This is a genomic window from Novosphingobium taihuense, assembly GCF_007830315.1.
GTDB lineage: Bacteria > Pseudomonadota > Alphaproteobacteria > Sphingomonadales > Sphingomonadaceae > Novosphingobium > Novosphingobium taihuense.
Genome location: NZ_VLKJ01000001.1, coordinates 628941 through 647402, shown reverse-complemented (window position 1 = coordinate 647402; position 18462 = coordinate 628941). Strand labels below are relative to the sequence as shown.

The 18462-nt window shown below is 63.9% G+C and carries 22 protein-coding genes; 9 read left to right on the top strand and 13 right to left on the bottom strand.

Translation table 11 applies throughout. From position 1 onward, the window contains the following. Positions 1–76: 76 nt before the first annotated feature. The 5 genes from IQ25_RS03070 to IQ25_RS03050 are packed head-to-tail and all read right to left on the bottom strand — an operon-like array spanning position 77 to position 5797. The gene (locus tag IQ25_RS03070) at positions 77–1246 is read right to left on the bottom strand and encodes an acyl-CoA dehydrogenase family protein (RefSeq protein ID WP_181447160.1); all 1170 of its coding nucleotides are present in this window, start codon (positions 1244–1246) and stop codon (positions 77–79) included. Continuing rightward, entirely contained in the window at positions 1243–2457 is a 1215-nt protein-coding gene (locus tag IQ25_RS03065) for an acetyl-CoA C-acetyltransferase (protein WP_144902082.1), read from the bottom strand. Before IQ25_RS03065 ends, IQ25_RS03070 begins: the two co-directional genes overlap by 4 nt. Further along, on the bottom strand, positions 2454–3686 hold the full coding sequence (locus IQ25_RS03060) for a CoA transferase (protein ID WP_144902080.1): 1233 nt from the start codon (positions 3684–3686) through the stop codon (positions 2454–2456). The genes IQ25_RS03065 and IQ25_RS03060 overlap by 4 nt, the downstream gene beginning before the upstream one ends. A 3-nt stretch (positions 3687–3689) precedes the next feature. Beyond that, positions 3690–4868 carry an acyl-CoA dehydrogenase family protein gene (locus IQ25_RS03055; RefSeq protein ID WP_144902078.1) on the bottom strand — a complete coding sequence of 393 codons (1179 nt, stop codon included), beginning with the start codon at positions 4866–4868 and terminating at the stop codon, positions 3690–3692. An 11-nt stretch (positions 4869–4879) separates the two neighbouring features. Next, on the bottom strand, positions 4880–5797 hold the full coding sequence (locus IQ25_RS03050) for an SDR family NAD(P)-dependent oxidoreductase (protein WP_144902076.1): 918 nt from the start codon (positions 5795–5797) through the stop codon (positions 4880–4882). Between the two features lie 173 nt (positions 5798–5970). Here IQ25_RS03050 and IQ25_RS03045 point away from each other — a divergent pair, with 173 nt between their 5' ends. Then, positions 5971–6879: a LysR family transcriptional regulator gene (locus tag IQ25_RS03045; RefSeq protein ID WP_144902074.1), complete on the top strand. Its 909-nt coding sequence runs from the start codon at positions 5971–5973 to the stop codon at positions 6877–6879. A 94-nt stretch (positions 6880–6973) separates the two neighbouring features. Continuing rightward, positions 6974–7204 carry a hypothetical protein gene (locus tag IQ25_RS03040; protein ID WP_144902072.1) on the top strand — a complete coding sequence of 77 codons (231 nt, stop codon included), beginning with the start codon at positions 6974–6976 and terminating at the stop codon, positions 7202–7204. Positions 7205–7251: 47 nt separating this feature from the next. Here IQ25_RS03040 and IQ25_RS03035 read toward each other — a convergent pair whose 3' ends face one another. The 3 genes from IQ25_RS03035 to folE form a co-directional block, all read right to left on the bottom strand. Further along, positions 7252–7740, bottom strand: a complete 489-nt coding sequence (locus IQ25_RS03035; RefSeq protein ID WP_144902070.1) for a PaaI family thioesterase — start codon at positions 7738–7740, stop codon at positions 7252–7254. A gap of 71 nt (positions 7741–7811) precedes the next feature. Next, the gene (locus tag IQ25_RS03030; RefSeq protein ID WP_181447180.1) at positions 7812–8780 is read right to left on the bottom strand and encodes an NAD(P)/FAD-dependent oxidoreductase; all 969 of its coding nucleotides are present in this window, start codon (positions 8778–8780) and stop codon (positions 7812–7814) included. A gap of 19 nt (positions 8781–8799) precedes the next feature. Continuing rightward, entirely contained in the window at positions 8800–9396 is a 597-nt protein-coding gene (folE, locus tag IQ25_RS03025; protein ID WP_144903127.1) for a GTP cyclohydrolase I FolE, read from the bottom strand. 165 nt (positions 9397–9561) lie between these two features. Here folE and IQ25_RS03020 point away from each other — a divergent pair, with 165 nt between their 5' ends. Further along, positions 9562–10152 carry a PAS domain-containing protein gene (locus IQ25_RS03020; protein WP_181447159.1) on the top strand — a complete coding sequence of 197 codons (591 nt, stop codon included), beginning with the start codon at positions 9562–9564 and terminating at the stop codon, positions 10150–10152. Between the two features lie 12 nt (positions 10153–10164). On the opposite strand, the gene IQ25_RS03015 is transcribed toward IQ25_RS03020, so the two are convergent. Together IQ25_RS03015 and IQ25_RS03010 are read right to left on the bottom strand one after the other, a co-directional pair. After that, the gene (locus IQ25_RS03015) at positions 10165–11139 is read right to left on the bottom strand and encodes a sensor histidine kinase (protein ID WP_158637656.1); all 975 of its coding nucleotides are present in this window, start codon (positions 11137–11139) and stop codon (positions 10165–10167) included. A gap of 147 nt (positions 11140–11286) precedes the next feature. After that, positions 11287–11679 carry a hypothetical protein gene (locus IQ25_RS03010; protein ID WP_144902064.1) on the bottom strand — a complete coding sequence of 131 codons (393 nt, stop codon included), beginning with the start codon at positions 11677–11679 and terminating at the stop codon, positions 11287–11289. A 153-nt stretch (positions 11680–11832) separates the two neighbouring features. On the opposite strand from IQ25_RS03010, the gene IQ25_RS03005 reads away from it, so the two are divergent. Further along, the gene (locus tag IQ25_RS03005) at positions 11833–12243 is read left to right on the top strand and encodes a protocatechuate 4,5-dioxygenase subunit alpha (RefSeq protein WP_144902062.1); all 411 of its coding nucleotides are present in this window, start codon (positions 11833–11835) and stop codon (positions 12241–12243) included. After that, positions 12243–13085 (top strand): class III extradiol dioxygenase family protein, encoded by an 843-nt coding sequence (locus IQ25_RS03000; RefSeq protein ID WP_144903121.1) that lies wholly within the window; start codon positions 12243–12245, stop codon positions 13083–13085. Before IQ25_RS03005 ends, IQ25_RS03000 begins: the two co-directional genes overlap by 1 nt. 124 nt (positions 13086–13209) lie before the next feature. On the opposite strand, the gene IQ25_RS02995 is transcribed toward IQ25_RS03000, so the two are convergent. After that, a complete protein-coding gene (locus tag IQ25_RS02995; protein WP_144902060.1) occupies positions 13210–13629 on the bottom strand; it encodes a Rap1a/Tai family immunity protein in 420 nt (139 codons plus the stop codon). Positions 13630–13823: 194 nt separating this feature from the next. Between IQ25_RS02995 and IQ25_RS02990 the strand changes: the two genes are divergently transcribed. Next, entirely contained in the window at positions 13824–14189 is a 366-nt protein-coding gene (locus tag IQ25_RS02990; protein WP_144902059.1) for a DUF7668 domain-containing protein, read from the top strand. 127 nt (positions 14190–14316) lie between these two features. Here the strand turns inward: IQ25_RS02990 and IQ25_RS02985 are convergent, their stop codons facing one another. Beyond that, entirely contained in the window at positions 14317–14943 is a 627-nt protein-coding gene (locus IQ25_RS02985) for a response regulator (protein ID WP_144902057.1), read from the bottom strand. Then, positions 14940–16574, bottom strand: a complete 1635-nt coding sequence (locus IQ25_RS02980; RefSeq protein ID WP_144902055.1) for a sensor histidine kinase — start codon at positions 16572–16574, stop codon at positions 14940–14942. Before IQ25_RS02980 ends, IQ25_RS02985 begins: the two co-directional genes overlap by 4 nt. Positions 16575–16828: 254 nt before the next feature. Between IQ25_RS02980 and IQ25_RS02975 the strand changes: the two genes are divergently transcribed. The 3 genes from IQ25_RS02975 (at position 16829) to IQ25_RS02965 (ending at position 18412) form a co-directional block, all read left to right on the top strand. Further along, a complete protein-coding gene (locus IQ25_RS02975; protein WP_258536934.1) occupies positions 16829–17398 on the top strand; it encodes a helix-turn-helix transcriptional regulator in 570 nt (189 codons plus the stop codon). 114 nt (positions 17399–17512) lie between these two features. Next, on the top strand, positions 17513–17911 hold the full coding sequence (locus IQ25_RS21300) for a hypothetical protein (protein WP_246415388.1): 399 nt from the start codon (positions 17513–17515) through the stop codon (positions 17909–17911). 42 nt (positions 17912–17953) lie between these two features. Then, entirely contained in the window at positions 17954–18412 is a 459-nt protein-coding gene (locus IQ25_RS02965) for a hypothetical protein (RefSeq protein ID WP_144902051.1), read from the top strand. Positions 18413–18462: the final 50 nt, after the last annotated feature.

The following is an 18462-nucleotide window of genomic DNA, read 5'->3' as shown; positions in this document are numbered from 1 at the left end:
CGTCACCCCGGCGAAGGCCGGGGCCCATTGCGTCGCCACAGAGCGCAACCCCCGAACCTCGAAAACGCCGCGCAACTCAGTAACTCCGCGGCAACCCCAGCACATGCTCGGCCAGAAATGACAGGATCAGGTTCGTGCTGATCGGCGCCACCTGATAGAGCCGCGTCTCGCGCAGCTTGCGCTCCACGTCGTACTCCTCGGCAAAGCCGAAGCCGCCGTGGGTCTGGACGCAGGCATTGCCCGCTTCCCACGAGGCATCTGCGGCGAGCATCTTGGCCATGTTGGCCTCCGCGCCCATCGGCAGGCCTGCCTCGTACATCCGCGCCGCTTCACGCACCATCAGTTCGGCCGCGCGCATGTTCGCGTAAGCCTTGGCGATGGGGAAGGCGACGCCCTGATTGGCCCCGATCGCCCGCCCGAACACCTGCCGCTCCTTGGCATAGTCGACCGAGCGCCGCGTGAACCACTTGGCATCACCCACGCATTCAGCGGCGATCAGCACGCGCTCGGCGTTCATGCCTGAAAGAATATAGCGAAAGCCCTTGCCTTCCTCGCCCAGCAGGTTCGCCGCCGGGATGCGCATGTTGTCGAAGAACACTTCGGTCGTCGCATGGTTCATCATCGTGCGGATCGGGCGGATGGTGAGCGACTTGCCCACCACCTCGCGCATGTCGACAATGAACACCGAAAGCCCGTCAGTCTTCTTCGCCACCTCCTCGCGCGGGGTCGTCCGTGCCAGCAGCAGCATCAGGTCGGAATGCTCGGCCCGGCTGGTCCAGATCTTCTGACCGTTGACGATGTACTGGTCGCCCTCGCGCCGGGCAAAAGTGCGCAGGGACGTTGTATCGGTCCCGCTTGTCGGCTCGGTCACTCCGAAGGCCTGAAGCCGCAATTCGCCGCTTGCGATCTTCGGAAGATAGGCGCGCTTCTGTTCTTCCGAGCCATGGCGCAGGATCGTGCCCATGATGTACATCTGCGCATGGCACGCGCCGCCATTGCCGCCCTCGGACTGGATCGTCTCGAGGATCGCTGCTGCCGCGCCAAGACCCAGCCCCGACCCGCCATATTCCTCCGGGATCAGCACTGAAAGCCAGCCAGCCTCGGTCAGCGCATTCACGAAATCGGTCGGATACTCACGCTTCTCGTCCAGCTTGCGCCAGTATTCGCCCGGAAACTGCGCACAAAGCTTGCGCACGCCTTCCCGGATTTCGCCGTGGTCCTCGGCATCGTAGGGCGAAAGGATCATCGCGCGGCCTCGAACACGGCAGCAATGCCCTGACCGCCGCCGATGCACATGGTTTCAACGCCATAACGCCCGCCGCGCCGCTGCAATTCGCGCGTCAGATTGGCCAGAATACGCCCGCCCGTCGCGCCGATGGGATGGCCCAGCGAAATGCCCGATCCATTGACGTTGAGCATGTCATGGCGGCTGTCATCGTCCGACCATCCCCAGCCCTTGAGGCAGGCCAGAACCTGCGGGGCGAACGCCTCGTTCAGTTCGATCAGGTCGATGTCGCCCCATGAAAGCCCGTTGCGCGCAAACAGCCGTTCGGTCGCAGGCACGGGGCCATAGCCCATGCGCGAAGGATCGCAGCCTGCCGCCGCCCACGAATGGAACCACGCAATCGGCTCCAGCCCAAGCTCTGCCAGCTTGTCCTCGGCCACCACCAGACACGCCGCCGCCGCATCGTTCTGCTGGCTGGCATTGCCCGCCGTGACCACGCCCTTCTCCAGCGGCTTCAACTTGCCCAGCGTCTCCATCGTCGCATCGGCGCGATAGCCCTCGTCGTGCGCGAAGAGCACCGGATCGCCCTTCTTCTGCGGAATGCTCACCGGCACCAGTTCATCGTCGAACAGCCCTTTGGACCACGCCGCTGCAGCGCGCTGGTGGCTGCGCACCGCATAGGCATCGCATGCCTCGCGGCTGATGCCGAAGTCCTTCGCCAGATTCTCGGCGGTCTCGATCATGCCGGAGATCACGCCATAGCGCTCGATCGGCTGGCTCATCACCCGCCCGCGCGTCAGCCGGTCATGCAGCGTCAGCGAACCTGCCCGCACGCCCTTGCGCACGTCGGTGGTGTAGTGCTCGACGTTCGACATCGATTCCACGCCACCTGCCACCACAACGTCGGAAACGCCGGTCTGCACCATCATCGCCGCATTGACGATTGCCTGCAGGCCTGAACCGCAGCGCCGGTCCAGCTGATACCCCGGCACTTCCTCGGGAAATCCGGCAAGCAACCAGGACCAGTGCGAAATGCAGGGCGCCTCGCCATTGCCATAGCCTTGCGCGAAGATCACGTCGTCGACGCGGGCAGGATCGATCTTCGTCCGCTCCATCAGCGCGGTCAGGATCGTCGCGCCCAGCTGCCCGGCAGTCAGCGGCGCAAGGCTTCCGCCGAACTTGCCGACGGCAGTGCGAATGGGCGCAACAATGGCGGCTCTGCGAAGGGTCATGTTCTTTCCTTGTCTGAAGTAGAGACGATGCCCTTGTCGATCAGCGCAGCAATCTCGCCCGAGGCCATGCCCAGCCGCTGGCTAAGGACTTCCTCGCTATGCTGACCGAGATAGGGCGCTGGCAGCGGATCGCCCGCCTCGCGGTTTGGGATGTTGGCGAAGCTGCGTGTCGCAGGGTACTCAAATCCACTCGGATTGGCGGGCGAGGGGCCGAACAGCGGGTTGTTGCCCACAAGATCCGGGTCCTGCGCCATTTCATACATCGTACGATAGCGCTCGAACGTCGCTCCGGCCTTGGTCAGCCGTGCGGCCATTTCGGCATAGTCGAATCGTTCTGCCGCTTCCTGGAACATCGAGAACAGGCGGTGCCGATGGACGAAGCGGAAATGGTCGCTTGCCGCAAAGCTCACGCCAAGCTCTGCTTCCACCGCCGTCAAATCCCCCGTCAATCCGAAGGCCTCAACCGTTGCCGTCCACTGCTTTGGGGTCAGCGCCGCGATCATGAAGCGGTGGCCGTCGCGGCTTTGGAAATCGCGTCCGAACGCCCCCCAGATGGCATTGCCGATGCGCTCGCGGTCGCCCCCGCGATAGAGCATTTCCGGCGCTGCGCCTGCATTGAACGCCGTGCCGATGGCCACATCGCCCAGCGGCACGCGCAGTTCGCTGCCTTCGCCGGTCGCATCGCGGTGGCGCAAGCCTGCCATCAGCGCAAAGGCACAGTAGGCCCCGGCGATGAAATCCCACGCGGGCAGGATCTGGTTCACTGGAGGTGCGCTATCGGCGTCCCAGTCCTCCGGCCCGGTCATCAGCGGATAGCCTGATGCAGCGTTGACGGTGAAGTCCATGGCCTGCCGCCCGTCATGCCATCCCATGATCCGCACCGAGACCAGATCGGGTCGCCCCGCCGCGATCCGGTCATGCGCCATGAAGCTCTCGACCGGCAGGTTGGTCACCACCTGTCCCACCTTGCGCGCCAGCTCCACCGCCAGTTCGCGGCCTTCACCGGTCTGCAGGTCGAGCGCGACGCTCTTCTTGGCGCGGTTGAGGTTCTCCCAGGAGAGCGAGCGCCCCTCGCGCGTCATCAAGTAGCGTTTGTAGTCCAGCCCCCCGCGTCGATCATCGATCCGGATCACCTCCGCGCCCATCTGCGCGCAGTAAAGACCCACCGTGGGCGAGGCGACGAACGAGGAAACCTCGACAATCGATAGGCCGGAAAGGAGGTTGTACATGGCCTACCAGACCGACCCTTCAGCTGCGAATTCGCGCAGCAGGCTCTTGGCGATCTGCAGCTGCATGATCTGGCTGGTGCCTTCATAGATGCGCAGGATGCGCGCATCGCGGAAGAACCGCTCGGCCGGATATTCGGCCAGATAGCCCGCCCCGCCGAACACCTGCACGCAGCGATCGACCACACGCCCGCAGGCCTCGGACGAGAACAGTTTGGCCGCTGCTGCCTTGCGCTGGATGTTCTCGCCCCGGTCCGCCCGCGCGCAGGCATCGGCAATCATGCACTCGGCGGCGTATAGGTCCGCCTCGCTGTCGGCCAGCATCGCCTGGATCAGCTGGAAGTTGGCAATCGGCTCGCCAAACGCCTTGCGCTCGGTGGCATAGCGGATCGCGGTGTCGAGCGCACGCCGCCCCATGCCAACGCCCATGCCCGCCACCGAAAGCCGCCCGTTATCAAGGCTCTGCATCGCGATCTGGAAACCGCGCCCTTCCTCGCCGCCGACCAGTGCCGAGCCCGGAATGTGCACGTCCTCCATGATCACGTCGGCAATGTGCGCGCCCGCCTGGCCCATCTTCTTGTCAGGCTTGCCCACGGTGATCCCCGGCGTCGTCATGTCGACGATGAACGCCGAGACATGCGCGTTCTTGGGCAGCGCCTCCTTCGACGTGCGCGCCATGATCAGCCCGATCTTTGCCGAGGGGCTGTTGGTGATGTAGCGCTTGGTCCCGTTGAGCCGGTAGCCATTGCCATCACGCACCGCCGTCGTCTGCATCGCCGCGCTGTCAGAGCCTGACCCCGGCTCGGTCAGGCCGAAGCAGGCGATCTCGCCGCTGGCGATGCGCGGCAGCCATTCGGCCTTCTGCTCTGCCGTGCCGAAGTTCTTGATCGCGCTGCCGGTCATGCCGATGTTGATCGACATGGTCGAGCGATAGGCAGGCGCGGCGTAGCTCATCTGCTTCACCGTCTCGATGTACTGACTGATGTTCATGCCCGCCCCGCCGAATTCCTCGGGGATGGTGATGCCGAACAGCCCCATCTCGCGCATTTCGCCCAGGATATCGTCGGGAATGCGGTCATTGGCGATGACCTCGTCCTCCGCCGGGATCAGCCGCTCGCGCACATAGCGCCGCAGCTGCTCGATGAACTGGTCGAAGATTTCGGGGTCCATACCGGGATTGGCCATTTCAGAACTCCTCAGACCGGATCGTAGGGGAAGACGTGGGCCGTGACTTCATCGGCCCGCGCAAAGCTGGGTTTGAACGCCGGGACCAGTTCCTCGGCAATGCTCGCCGGCGTCCAGCCCTCGAGATTGATCATCGAGCGCGCCGGGCGTGGCTTGGAAAACAGCACGATCTCGTTCTTGCGCACCGAGAAGATCTGGTTGTTCACCTCCTTCGCCGCATCCGATGCAAGGAACGCCACCAGCGGCGCGATCTTGTCCGCGCTCATCGCCTTCAGCCGTTCCACCCGTTCCTTCTGCGCCGGCGTTTCAGCCGGGATCGAGGCGGTCATCCGGCTCCACGCAAACGGCGCGATGCAGTTCGACCGCACCCCCCACCGCGCCATGTCGAGCGCGATCGAGTGCGACAGTGCCACCAGCCCCAGTTTCGCCGCCGAATAGTTCGCCTGCCCCACGTTGCCGATCAGCCCCGAGGTCGAGGTGAAGTGGATGAAGCTGCCCGATTGCTGCTCGCGGAAATAGGGCGTTGCCGCCTTCGAGACGTTGAAGGCGCCCGTCAGGTTCACGTCGATCACGCTCGTCCAGTCTTCGTAGGACATCTTGTGCCAGATCGAGTCGCGCAGGATGCCAGCGTTGTTGACCACCGCATCGATCCGCCCGAAGCGCTGCACGGCATCTTCGATGATCGTCGCCGCGCCCGCCGGATCGGCCACGCTGGCGAGATTGGCCCAGGCCTTGCCGCCCGCCGCCACGATGTCGTCGACCGTGCCTTGCGCCGGCCCCGCATCGCCGCCATCACCGCCCTGCGCCACGCCCGGATCGTTGACCACGACCGCCGCCCCCTCGCGCGCGCAAAGCAGGGCTACCTCGCGCCCGATCCCGCGCCCTGCGCCGGTCACGGCAACGACCTTGCCCTCGAGCATCCCGCCCATCCGAATCTCCCACATGACGCTTGTTGACACATGTGTTAAGCGACCGATTAAATCATTTCAACCGCAACCACGCCCCTTCACGCACATCCCTTCGAACAGGCCTTCACAATCATCTGCATTTGTGGTGAGGACACGTAACCAATCACCGCGTGATTGATCGAAAGGTTCCGCCGATGCGTTTCAAGGGTCTCGATCTCAACCTGCTCGTCGTGTTCGACGCGCTGATGGAAACGCGCAGCGTCACCCGCGCGGCCGAACGCATCGGCCTGACCCAGCCCGCCACCAGCGCTGCCCTGCGCCGCCTGCGCGACTATTTCGGTGACGAGGTCGTCGTCGCCGTGGGCAAGCGCATGCACCCCACGCCCTTTGCCGAGGGCCTGCACCCGCAGATCCAGCTGGCCCTGCGCGGCGTCGAACGCGCGATTACCACGCCCACACGCTTCGATCCTGCAACCTCGAACCGGCGATTCCGCATCATCGGCTCTGATTACATCATGGTCGCCGTGCTTGTTCCCCTGATCGAGCGCTTTGCGCGCACCGCGCCGGGCGTGCGCGTCGAGATTGTCCAGCCAAACGAGCACAGCGCTGCCGAACTGGAACAGGGCAGGGCTGACCTCCTTGTCACGCCCGAACCGTTCCTCGCCTCATGGCATCCGCACGAGGTGCTGTTTGTCGAAGAGCAGGTCGTCGTCGGCTGGGCACAGAACCCGGTCTTTGCAAAGGGCATGACCGAGGAGGACTTCTACGCCGCAGGTCATGTCACAATTGCCTTCGGTGCGAACCGCACCCCGGCCTTTGCCGATTCCACGCTGTCCCGTCGCGGGCGCGAACGTCTCGTCGAGGTCACCGTATCGAGCTTCGCTTCGGCCCCGTGGTTCATCGAAGGCACGGCCCGCCTCGCCGTCCTGCACGAACGTCTTGTCCGTCAGATCGGCCGCCGCTTCAATCTTGCCTGGGCGCCGATGCCGTTCGATTTCCCCAAGATGCAGGAAATGATGCAGTTCCACGAATCCCGCGCCGACGACGCCGGCCTGACATGGCTGCGGCAGCAGATGCGTGAGGTCGCCGCCGAGGTACATTGAGTGCTCGAAAAAAGAATTTGCTTTCCCGGGAACCCTTTGACAAAAAATGATTTGTCCTAGTTAGCGGGCGACTTCGCCTCATGGGGGACATCACGTGGCAGATCGTAGCGAAGCACAAGTGATGCTGGAACGTTACATTGCGCTCAGGCGTGCCCTCAATGATGCCCAGCGCGAGGCAGATGCCCTCGGGATGCTGAATGTTTCGGAGCCGGTCGCTGCTGCACGTGAAGCACTCGCAGCCAACACCACACAACTCGGCCCGATCACATTTGCCAGCGGTGAAGCCACCGAAGCCGAAGCTCATCTGCTTGACGACGGGACCTAGGGCCCGACCCTAGGCAGGCATCACGTGATCATGGGCGTTGCGAACGCTCAGTGCGAAGTCCGCTTCGCCCGCTTGATCGTCCCCGAAAAGCTCAGCACGGCCTCTTCCTTGCCATCTGCCCCCACGCGCAGGATCGTGCCGCGCGCAAAGACCAGACTGCCGCCTGCACGCACGCATTCTCCCCGCGCGGTCAGCAGATCGCCGGCCTGCGCGCCGCTGACGAACTCGCAATTCATCGTCACGGTCACGCCGCTCACTTCGTCGCCATTGGATGCCGCGACCATGAACAGCGAGAAGTCGGCAAACGTCATCAGCGAGCCGCCGTGGACGATGCCGTGGCCGTTGAGGTTCTTTGTCTCTGGCCTGAATCCAGTGACGATTCCGCGCTCGTCCTTCTTCACGAAGAACGGGCCGGTGCCGTCCTCGAAGGGGTCCTTGCCCGACCATTTCCACCAGCCGGTCCAGGCTCCGTCGCCGACCTGCTCGAAATCGCCCCTGATTGGCGGGGTGCTGGATGATGGTTGTCGCGTGCTCATGGCCGCTCTCTTAAGCGGACGCTTGAACGCCTGTCGATAGCAATTACTCGCCGTAAACAAGCCCTGAGCGATCAGGCCACTTCCTCGCGCTCGCGCGCCATCATCCGCGTTGCCAGCGTGCGGCCCGAAATCCACGCGTTCTCCACGCGCGGGCCGAGCAGCCAGTCGCCACAGATGCCGATCTTCGACTGCCCGCTCCATAGCGCGCCGAGATTGCTCCCGGTCGACATGGCATAGCGCCAGCGATGGGCAGAGGCGGTCACCGGTTCGGGCAGGCTGATTTCAAGCGCATCCTGCAAAGCTGCCAACAGTGCGCTCGCCACGTTTTCGACCGAATCCTCGATGTGCCGGGTGGACCAGTGCGGGCTGGCCTGCACCACCCAGGTCTCCAGCCCCACGCGGCCCGGCTTGGCAGTGTTGCGCGCCGCCCAGCTGATCAGCCCGGCCTCTCGAACCGTGTCCACCTTCGAAGGAACACGCTTGCCAAAAGCGAACATGCCGGTCCAGCAGGGCTGCGAGCGGGCGGCAAGAGCCGTCGAGGCCAATGACAGATCATGCAGCGCCACGATCGCCGCAGCCTGCTCGGGCGGTAGCGAAACGACCACCGCGTCGAACGGGCCCGCCTGCGCCCGGTCGCCACCGGCGATCTCTCCGCTCAGGTGCCATTGGCCTTCGCGGCGGACGAGGCCGCGCACGTGCCATCCGAAGGTCACGTCGTGTTGGTCGGCCATTTCCTTGACCACCGCGTTCATCGTCGGCACGCCAACCCACGCGCCGGTTCCGGCTGCGGGCCATGGTGCGGCCACGCCGCTGGCCGACCAGCGGGCCACTTGCGCCATGAAGGCTGGATCACGCACGGTGAAGTACTGCGCGCCGTGATCGAACTGTGCTTCGCCCAGCGGCGTCTGCATCCGCCGGGTCGACATGCGGCCGCCCGGACCACGTCCCTTGTCGAACAGCGATACGTTATGTCCTGCGCGGACAAGCTGGGCAGCACACGAGAGTCCGGACATTCCGGCCCCGACAATGGCAACTTTCATTTTCATGGGTTTGAGAGGTTCAACCACGACCCATCAACGCCAGGACTTCCTTGCGGCTGCTGGCATCGTCAAGGAAGCAGCCGAGCATCCGGCTCGTCACCATGCCCACGCCGTGCGTGCGCACGCCTCGACCGGTCATGCAGCCGTGCTGCGCCTCGATCACCACGGCAACGCCGTGGGGCTGGAGATTGTCCCAGATGCACCTGGCAACTTCTGCGGTCAGGCGCTCTTGAACCTGCAGGCGGCTGGCATAGCCATGCAGCACGCGGGCAAGCTTGGAGATGCCGACCACCCGGTCCTTGGGCAGGTAGGCGATCGAAGCCGTGCCGATGATCGGCGCCATGTGATGTTCGCAGTGGCTCTGGAACGGGATGTCCTTGAGCAGGACGACTTCGTCATAGCCACCCACTTCCTCGAACGTGCGAGACAGGTGAAGTCCGGGGTCTTCGGCATAGCCACGGCAATATTCGCGCCAGGCTCGCGCCACCCGCTTTGGCGTGTCGAGCAGACCTTCGCGCTCGGGTTCGTCACCCGACCAGCGGATCAGCGTGCGGATCGCATCCTCGACGTCGGCCGGGACGATGATCTTGCCATCCTCGCCGATCACGTCGGCCATGCCGGACGAGGCTGCGAGGGAAGGGGATAGGACGTTCATCGGTTCGCACGCTCCGGATGTCGATATTGCGGGATGTTGTCCGGATGCGCCGCAGCCCCCTCAGGGACAACACGGACCAAAGGGCACGGACTGGAAAGCGGCGCGAAAGCGCGTATATGTGCACCCATGTCCATAGCCGAGATGATCAGTTCCAGCCCGACGGCCGCCGTCATCAGCAATCCGCGTTTGCCGGACAACCCGATCATTGCCTGCAATGACGCGTTCGTCGAACTCACCGGATACAGCCGCGAGGAGATCATCGGACGAAACTGCCGCTTCCTGCGCGGGGCGAGCACCGAGGATGACAAGGCCAAGGTCCTGCGCGATGGCATCCACCGCAAGCAGCCGGTCATGGTCGAAATCATCAATTACAAGAAGGACGGCACCCGTTTCCGCAACGCGGTCATGGTCGCGCCGATCTTCGATGCCGAAGGTGAGGTCGAATACTTCCTCGGCAGCCAGGTCGAACTGGCGGAAGAGCAGGGCGCAGCCAACGACGCCCGCCGCAATGGCGCTGCCGAGCGTGTGGAACGCCTCAGCCGCCGCCAGAAGGAGATCCTCGTGCTGATGGCGGCGGGCAAGCTCAACAAGCAGATCGCCTACGAATTGGGCCTGAGCGAGCGTACCGTGAAGATGCACCGCTCCGCCGTGCTCAAGGGTCTGGACGTCAAGACCAGTGCCGACGCCATCCGCGTGGCTATCGAGGCCGGTTTCTAAAGCGCTTCACCGCTACAGTCTCTTGGCACCCTCGATCCGGAATTCGCACCATACGCCCGCCGGATCGAAGGTCAGCTCCACCCCGTCGAGCCCCGGATGCGGCATGAGCAGCTTCATCCCGATGCCTTCGCGCTTCGGCGGGCTCACCTGCGGCCCTCCGCGCTCGGTCCACAGCACATAGAGCGTCGAGCCTTCCGGTCCGATGAACCAGCTCAGTTCCACGTGCCCCCGCTCGCCCGAGAGCGCACCGTGCTTCACCGCATTGGTGCACAGCTCGTGCAGCGCCATGATCAGCGGAATGCAGCTGTCGGCCGGCAGCAGGCAGGGCTCGCCGCTCAACTGGATGCGTCCGTCGCGGTCGAAAGGTGCGACTGTCTGGCGGACTAGCTGCGGCAGCTTGCCTTCCGCCTCCGCCCCGATCTGCAGCAGGTCGCTCGCCGCTGCGAGCCCCTCGATGCGCAGGCTGAACTCCTTGTAGAAGTCCATCGCCGAAGTCGCCTTCGGCCCGCGCGAAGCGAGCGCCTGGATGAGCGTGAGCATGTTGCGCACCCGGTGGCGCAATTCGCGGTTGTAGCTCTCGCGCTGGTCGTTGACCTCGCCAAGCCGCCGCATCGTCTGCCGCAGCATGCTGCCGATGAAGACCGTGAAAGCACCCGAGAGCACGAACAGGCCGAAGAACAGCACGCGCACCACGCTCACTTGCGAGAACCACAGCTCGCCCCCGAACAGCCACTGCGCCAGCAAGGACGCGATCACCGTGTAGGCGAGCGCATAACGCAGTTCCAACGCCAGCGAGGCGATCAGCAGGGCGGGCCAGTAGGTGACGAAAGGCCGTCCCAGTGATCCCGTGTCGAGCGCCGCACGCACCACCGTCGGCACGATCAGGAGCCCGGCCATCCACGCAAGCGACTGAGCAGGCGAACGCCTTGGGCCGACAAGCAGACGCACGAGCTTCGCCTGACGCGCTTCGTCCAGTCCCACGAGCATCACCCCCATACCCCTTGCGGCCACCCGTTCCACAGTTTGGTCCGCTTCGGACCATACTAAAATCGGATGGAGCGCAAGTGCAAGAAAATAAAGCGGTTTCGGGACCGTCCGCACGGCGTTAACCACGGCCGGATACGGTCTGGCCGCTCAGGCAGCTTCGGCCTCCTCGAACCGCGTCGGCGGGGCCAGCCGCAGGACGTCAGCGAGCGCGATCACCTCAGCCACCGCTCGCGCTTCATCGGGCGTCAGGCCCGAGAAGTCCGGCAGAAATGCCCGGCAGGCCTGCAGCAGGTTGCCCGGCGCGCGCTCAAGCTCGGAGCGATAGGCATCGAGCGTCCGGCACCCGTCGATCTCGCCCCAGGCAAGCCCTGTGGGCGAAGGCCGTTCGTGATAGGCCCAGAGCGCCTGCACCGCGCGTTCGACCGCAAGCTGCGCCTGCGCGACCACCGCCGCACCCGATGCCCGGGCCTTGAGGCGTTGGCGATAGCGCCGCTGGCGTTCTGCGTTGGAGAGAGGTTGGGTTGCGGTGGATAGGGACATTTCGAATTTCTACCGATTAACCAACACCTTGAACACTCCGTTACGTTACTTACCCCGCGTTCACCGACTTTGACCTCGATCAAGGTCAAGATCGTATGTGTTGCATATGAATTTTGCCGAGAGGGCAATCCAGCCCGCCGGGAGATTCGCACCATGGTGCCTCAACCAGCCACCGCGATCACGCAGGAGCAGTCGCTGCGCCGCGCGATACCGCTGTTCGACGGCGCATTGGCCACGCGCGGCTATGAGCTCAACGCAATGTGCTTCTCGTTCAACGAGAAAGCCAACCGCGACGCCTTCCTCGCCGACGAGGATGCCTACTGCGCCCGCTTCCACCTCACGCCCGAACAGCGCAAGGCCGTTGCGGAGCGCAACGTGCTGGCGATGCTCGATGCCGGCGGCAACGTCTATTACCTCGCCAAGCTCGCCGGCATCTTCGGCCTCGGCGTGCAGGACCTCGGCGCGCTGCAGACCGGCATGTCGGTCGATGCCTTCAAGGCCATGCTCGTCACTTGGGCCGAGAAGATCCCGCACGCCAGGATCCCCCAGAAGGAGAACGCATGATGGCCAAGATCATCGGTGGCTATTTCACCAGCCACGTCCCCGGAATCGGTGGCGCGATCATGCGCGGCGATCAGGAGACGCCCTACTGGAAACCGTTCTTCGCCGGCTTTCCCCCGATCCGCGAATGGCTTGCCGAGGCAAGGCCCGATGTCGCCGTCGTCTTCTCGAACGACCACGGCCTCAACTTCTTCCTCGACAAGATGCCGACGTTCGCCGTCGGCGCCGCCCCGTCGTATGACAACGCGGACGAGGGCTGGGGCCTGCCGGTCTACAAGAGCTTCGAGGGCCATCCCGCGCTGTCCTGGCACCTGATCGACAGCCTCGTGCGCGACGAGTTCGACATCACCACCTGCCAGAAGATGCTGGTCGATCACGCCGTGTCGATTCCGTTCGAACTGGCATATCCGGGTGTCGAAAGCTGGCCGCTCAAGCTCATCCCGCTTGCGATCAACACCGTGCAATATCCGCTGCCCAGCCCCAAGCGCTGCCTTGCATTGGGCCGCGCTGTGCATCGCGCGCTGCAGTCGTGGGGCGGTGACGAACGCATCCTGATCTGCGGCACCGGCGGCCTCTCGCACCAGCTCGATGGCCCGCGCGCCGGTTTCATGAACCCGGACTACGACATGTTCTGCCTCGACAACCTCGCCGCCAATCCCGACGCGCTGACCGGCCACACCGCTGAACAGGTAGCCGAACTCGCTGGCACCCAAGGCGTCGAAATCCTCAACTGGATCGCCGCGCGCGGTGCGATGGGCGATGTGCCGTTGGCGGAAGTCAGCCGCAACTACCACATCCCCATCAGCAACACCGCCGCCGCCAGCCTGCTTCTGGAACCGGCCTGACGTCCGCGTCCTCTCACTAATCCCCCCTCCCCGGTGGGGAGGGGTTGGGGGGTGGGGCGCGACGCCCGATACGGCAGAACCCCCATCCCGACCCTTCCCCACTGGGGAAGGGCTATCTCTGGCGCTATCCTCGCGTCCGCCGTTTGCGCACCTTGACCGGCACCTTGCGCTTCGGCGCAGCTTCCGCCTTGGGCTGGATATCCGGCCAGGCATCGGCCACCGCAGCCTTCACCACCATCCGCCCTTCAAGGCTGCGCGCCTCGGGATGATCGGCAAGGTAACTGGCCACCACGCTGCGCACTTCCCCCGCGCTCACGCTCTCGGGCACCTTGGGCGCCCGATCAAGGCTTCGAAACCCATCGAGCACGCCGATCACGTAGGAAAGGCACATCGCCCGATCCACCGGCGCGGTCGTCGAACAGGTATCCTGCAACTGCTCCCCGCTCATCCATTCGGCGCGGGCAGGAGTAGCGAGCAGGCCAAAGGCAAGAAGGGCGGGCAAACAGCGTAGCACGGTCAGGGCAACTCCACGGCGATCGCTCACCCAACCCGCACAGCCCGGTTTCGATCCGGTGAGCTGCCTTCAACCCCGATCCTGCTTCTCCATTGGTGCTTCGCAAAGAAGGAGGCGGTCAAAGGCGGTTATCGGCAGCTTCTTTTCGAAAGCCGACTGTCAGGATACGACGCCATTGAAGTCATTGGCCTTGTCATGCAAAACTCTTTTCTGGAGGTAAGCCAATGGCCTTGATGGATGATGCCGAGCATCCGGTCCCAGAGCTATGGCGCGCCAAGTTCGCAGAGATTGCTGCTGCCTTGGCCGCTGGCGATTTCCAACTCTGCAAGTCTCGCGTCGAAGGGGTTGAGCCGGTCGATCGGGAGACTGCCGAACATATTTCTGCGAACGTCGCTGCGTATGGAGATCGCCTCGCACCGCTCGACGAAGCGACGTGGCATCGTTCCATTTATCGCTGGGCGGGTGGTTATTGGGAGGTGCTGGTGGACCTCTCGACAGTAAGTGAGCCGGTCAGCGACCTCACTCTGCACGCCGATGTCTGCGAGGCAGATTGCTCGCGCCTGAAGATTAAATCCGTTCACGTTCCCTGAGGGTTGTGTAGCGGCAGCTATTTACCCGCATCTCTGCCGTTCAGGGCAATCAACCGCAACCCCAAACCCCGCCGTCGCCCCGGGCTCGACCCGGGGCCCCGCTTCTCTTCAGTCCTCAGGAATCCCCTCAGGCGTCCTGATCGTTCACCGCCAGCAGTGCGAGTTCCGTGCGGTTGTCGATGCCCAGTTTCTGGTACATCGTGTGGAGATAGACCTTCACCGTGCCTTCGCCGATCCCCAGTTCCGCCCCGATATCGCGATTGCGCAGGCCTCGTGCCACCAATCCGGCGATCTTGCGCTCGCGCGGGTTGAGCTTGGCGAGGGGGCCTTGCGTGTCCGGTCGCAGCGAAAGATCGATGGCGCGCTGCAGAAATATCGGCTCGATCGCCTTCTGTCCGGCATGAACCTTTTCCAGCACATCGACGAGACCGTCCTCGGCCCCATCCTTGGACACGATTCCCTCAACGCCGGCGCGCATGACAGAAAGCAGCTGTCGGTCGTTGATCTCTGCGGTCAGCAGGACAACCGGACGCTTGTCGCCGCGTTCGCGCAGGCTTTCGAGCGCCTGAACCCCGTTCATGCCGGGCATGTTGATGTCCAGCAGCACGATCGCCGGATCATGCGTCTTGATCGCATCAAGAGTTTCCTCGCCGCTGGCCGTTGCCGCAACGACAGAAAAACGCGTGCCCCGCAGCACGGCCTCGACACCGGCGCGGATGAAGCCGTGGTCGTCTGCAACCAGAATGGGGATCATGCGAATTCTCCGGATCGTAGCGCTATCTCAAGGCGAGCACCGTCGCCGCTGCTGTGAAGTTCGAAACTCCCGCCCAGGGCTTCGACGCGCTCGGTGATGGAGCGCGGCCTCGGGGCCTTTTCGATTGGGGGAAAACCCATGCCGTCGTCAACGATGCTCAGCCGGATCTGCCCGCTGACATTGTCTACTCGCACGGTGACCTTCCTGCACTTGCCGTGTCGTGCCGCGTTGGCGACAGCCTCGCGCACCAGCTGCCGGATTTCGTGGGAAAGTTGCACGGAAATGGGCAGGGGATAGTCGGGCAGGACAAGCGCGGTGTCGATATGCCAGTGGGCGCCTGCTTCGGTGAGCAGGTCGTTCAACTCCTCGGCGATATCGGTCCGGCGGTCGCTCTCCTGCCCGCGGCGCAGACGTTCGATCAGCAGGCGCAACTGGCCTTGTTCGCGCCGCAGGGCATTCTTGATCGAATCGATCTCGCCCTCGGGATCGTTGCCTTCGCGGATCCAGCGGCGCAGCGCCTCCAGCCTGAACAGGGTTCCGGCAAGGAACTGGGCAACACTGTCGTGCAGGTCGCGGGCAACCGCGTGGCGCACCCCGGTCTCGGCAGCATTGCGGGCAAGCCGGGCCATTTCCTCGCGGTCGAGCGCGCGGCCCAGTTCGTCGGCGACGGCGGCCATCAGGCCGATGTCGTCAAAGCTGAGCGCTTCGGTGTCCCAGGCAATGAGATGGCCGGATCCTGTCACGCTTTGCACGGACACGATGATGCCGGTGTCGGCGCCAAGTGCGCGCGCAAGCCGCGATTGCAGCGCTTCCTCTGCGCAGATGATGGATGGGTCGTTCTGCGCATGAGTCAGCATGCGTCCGCGATTGATATCAAACACCGCTGCCGGTCTTGGCGCCAGCAGTTCCTCGGCATAGTCCTCGGGCGCAAGCTGGCTACTTGTGATCGCTGAACCGTCAAGACGGCGCAGTTCGATCCACGGTTCCTCGCTGCTGGCAAAGGCAAAGGCGACATGGCCTGCTCCGAAGCAGCGCGAAACGAGCGCCAAGGCGGCATCGAAGACCATGTCACGGCGCTCACCCGGAATTCCTGAAGGATCGGGCAAGGTGACCGTGCGCCCGCTGCCGCGTGACATGCTTAGCCAGATCAGCATCGAGGACAGCAGGATCATGTAGATCGTGCGGCGGACAAAGCGGAAGAGGTCTATGTCGACTCCCAGCTTGTACAAGGAAATGCCGAAGATGAGATTCGTGCTCAGCAGCACGACTGCGGTCAGCACCGTGGCGCGCCAGTTCCAGCGCACCATCGATGCAACGAGCAGGAATGCGGCAAGGGCCAGAAACGGGCTCTGGAATTCGGTGAAGCGGCTTTCGGTGAAATAGACCGCCGCAAGGAACATCGCGATGTCGAGGCCCTGGGCAAGCGTGGCAAGGCGGAAATCGAACCACCAGCTCCGCCAGGCTACGACCATCAATGCTGCTGTCCACAGGGCATAGCTGCTCAGCAGCGCGTATCCGTAAATTGCACCGCGAGTGGGAACCGATGGATCGAGCCAGAGCGCGAGCAGGAACGCGAGCGCCAGGATGGCACGTCCCATTGCCACGACCCGACCCGTGTTGCGTCTCGCCATGCGATTTCCCGTCTTCCAACCGATTCGGTCTCCGCTGGTTTGTGCACCAGCTTGCGCCGTATGAACAGCAAGTCCGATCTGTGCGGTTGATCGTGTGTCGGATTAGACCGGCGTTAACCATTATCTGCAGAAATGATTACGATTTATGAAAGACGAGTTGGAAAGTTAACGGCTTTCAGGCAAGATTGTCGTGGGTGCCGTTTACCCTTTTTTCAGGGGATGCGGATGGATCGGGACACGTCAAACATATGATCGTGACAGGGGAACTATTCGATAATCCGCTGGGCGAACTTACCGCCAAGCAGCGCGAAGTTCTCGACCTGCTGATCGAGCACAAGACCTCGAAGGAGATTTCCCGCCTTCTGGGCATCTCTCCGCATACGGTCGATCAGCGCATCATGCTCGCCCGCGCCAAGCTTGGTGTCGCTACCAGGGGCGAAGTTGCCCAAGCATATCGGCGCCTGATGGCCATATACGAACAACCCGTATATGAAGATTCCCATATAGGGTTTCCGCCACTTCCCGTTGCATCACCGGATCGGGATGACGTGGATGTCGGAACGTCCGCGGCAGGGTTCGACCTTCCGGTGCACGATGCACCAGCGATCGAAAGTACGAACCAGGCCGCTCTTGCCGGGGACTTTTTCCTGTCGGGCAAGGAGGACGCAAACGCCTATCACCACGTTCTCCCGGAGATGTTCGACGGGCCGAACGGCACCCTTCTGCGGCTGGGTTACATTGGCGGCATAACGGTGTTCCTGATCCTGATCGTGCTGGGAGGGCTGAGCATGTTCGCGCAGCTTTCCACCATGCTCGATCACTGATCGCCGCCTGCCCGGCCAGACATCTCCGTCCATGAACCGGATGGACGGCGCGGGGGCGCCGCCATCCAAAACAAGGGGCCTGTCGTCCCTGAGACGGCGGGATGGGGTGTTACGATGAAAGCTACCGACAACACTGTCAGCGTGAACTTCGGGTCCGATGTCGCAGCGCGTTCACATGACAACGCCGTTGCCGTTCACGGCATGCGCATCACGCGGGATCTGCACCAGGCCGAAGCCGCGCTCGACGAGGCGCTGATCCGCCAGGCCAATCTCCTCGCCACCATGGTCCGCGCCCGGCGTGAGACTGCAGTCGGACCGTTCACCGGCCAGGAAGCGCTGCTCCGCCTCGCCGCCAGCCAGAAGGCGGTGCTCGATGCCAGCGGCGAACTCGCCCGCGTCCACGGCAAGCTGCTCGACGTCGGCCGCGAGATGGGCTCCGTCATCGATGAATGCCCGCCCGCTGGTTCACTTGGTGACGAAGGCCGCCCGGCTGCACTGGCCGATGCGGCGTAACAGGCCAGCCCAATACCGGTCGCGCGCAGGAGGCCGCTGGCGATGATGCTGCTGTGGCTCTACCGTCTCTGCATCGTCGCCATCCTCGCCTTTGCCCTGCGCAAGGGCGAGGAGCCCGAACGGTTCGTCTCGGCCATCATCATCGCCGCTGCCACGGCCGATGCGATCAACCACGCCGCGTTCGGAAGTCCGGCCTTCTACGCGCTCGATCCCGGCCATCTGGTGATCGATACGTGGGCGCTGGTCGGCATGTTGTGGGTCGCGCTGCGGGCCAACCGCGGCTGGCCGCTCTGGGCCTGCTCGGCGCAGATCATCGTCGTCCTCGCGCATATGTCCAAGCTGATCGACCTCTCGCTCGTCCGCTACGGCTACTTCACGATGACCCAGCTGCCCGCGGCCATCCAGATGGTGGCGCTGCTGGCCGGCACCCGGGCCCATCTCCTGCGCAAGCAGCACATCGGCCCCTACCACGCCTGGCGACCTGATCTGCAACCCGCCTGATCAGGCACAGTCCCGCCGTCATCCACGCCACCAAGCGAAATCACGCCTCC

What these genes read in the sequence shown, in the direction of transcription:
- IQ25_RS03070 (WP_181447160.1), bottom strand. Translation starts at nt 1,246, where the DNA reads ATGATCCTTTCGCCCTACGATGCCGAGGACCACGGCGAAATCCGGGAA.
- IQ25_RS03065 (WP_144902082.1), bottom strand. Translation starts at nt 2,457, where the DNA reads ATGACCCTTCGCAGAGCCGCCATTGTTGCGCCCATTCGCACTGCCGTC.
- IQ25_RS03060 (WP_144902080.1), bottom strand. Translation starts at nt 3,686, where the DNA reads ATGTACAACCTCCTTTCCGGCCTATCGATTGTCGAGGTTTCCTCGTTC.
- IQ25_RS03055 (WP_144902078.1), bottom strand. Translation starts at nt 4,868, where the DNA reads ATGGCCAATCCCGGTATGGACCCCGAAATCTTCGACCAGTTCATCGAG.
- IQ25_RS03050 (WP_144902076.1), bottom strand. Translation starts at nt 5,797, where the DNA reads ATGGGCGGGATGCTCGAGGGCAAGGTCGTTGCCGTGACCGGCGCAGGG.
- IQ25_RS03045 (WP_144902074.1), top strand. Translation starts at nt 5,971, where the DNA reads ATGCGTTTCAAGGGTCTCGATCTCAACCTGCTCGTCGTGTTCGACGCG.
- IQ25_RS03035 (WP_144902070.1), bottom strand. Translation starts at nt 7,740, where the DNA reads ATGAGCACGCGACAACCATCATCCAGCACCCCGCCAATCAGGGGCGAT.
- IQ25_RS03030 (WP_181447180.1), bottom strand. Translation starts at nt 8,780, where the DNA reads ATGAAAGTTGCCATTGTCGGGGCCGGAATGTCCGGACTCTCGTGTGCT.
- folE (WP_144903127.1), bottom strand. Translation starts at nt 9,396, where the DNA reads ATGGCCGACGTGATCGGCGAGGATGGCAAGATCATCGTCCCGGCCGAC.
- IQ25_RS03020 (WP_181447159.1), top strand. Translation starts at nt 9,562, where the DNA reads ATGTCCATAGCCGAGATGATCAGTTCCAGCCCGACGGCCGCCGTCATC.
- IQ25_RS03015 (WP_158637656.1), bottom strand. Translation starts at nt 11,139, where the DNA reads ATGCTCGTGGGACTGGACGAAGCGCGTCAGGCGAAGCTCGTGCGTCTG.
- IQ25_RS03010 (WP_144902064.1), bottom strand. Translation starts at nt 11,679, where the DNA reads ATGTCCCTATCCACCGCAACCCAACCTCTCTCCAACGCAGAACGCCAG.
- IQ25_RS03005 (WP_144902062.1), top strand. Translation starts at nt 11,833, where the DNA reads ATGGTGCCTCAACCAGCCACCGCGATCACGCAGGAGCAGTCGCTGCGC.
- IQ25_RS03000 (WP_144903121.1), top strand. Translation starts at nt 12,243, where the DNA reads ATGGCCAAGATCATCGGTGGCTATTTCACCAGCCACGTCCCCGGAATC.
- IQ25_RS02990 (WP_144902059.1), top strand. Translation starts at nt 13,824, where the DNA reads ATGGCCTTGATGGATGATGCCGAGCATCCGGTCCCAGAGCTATGGCGC.
- IQ25_RS02985 (WP_144902057.1), bottom strand. Translation starts at nt 14,943, where the DNA reads ATGATCCCCATTCTGGTTGCAGACGACCACGGCTTCATCCGCGCCGGT.
- IQ25_RS02980 (WP_144902055.1), bottom strand. Translation starts at nt 16,574, where the DNA reads ATGGCGAGACGCAACACGGGTCGGGTCGTGGCAATGGGACGTGCCATC.
- IQ25_RS21300 (WP_246415388.1), top strand. Translation starts at nt 17,513, where the DNA reads ATGAAAGCTACCGACAACACTGTCAGCGTGAACTTCGGGTCCGATGTC.
- IQ25_RS02965 (WP_144902051.1), top strand. Translation starts at nt 17,954, where the DNA reads ATGATGCTGCTGTGGCTCTACCGTCTCTGCATCGTCGCCATCCTCGCC.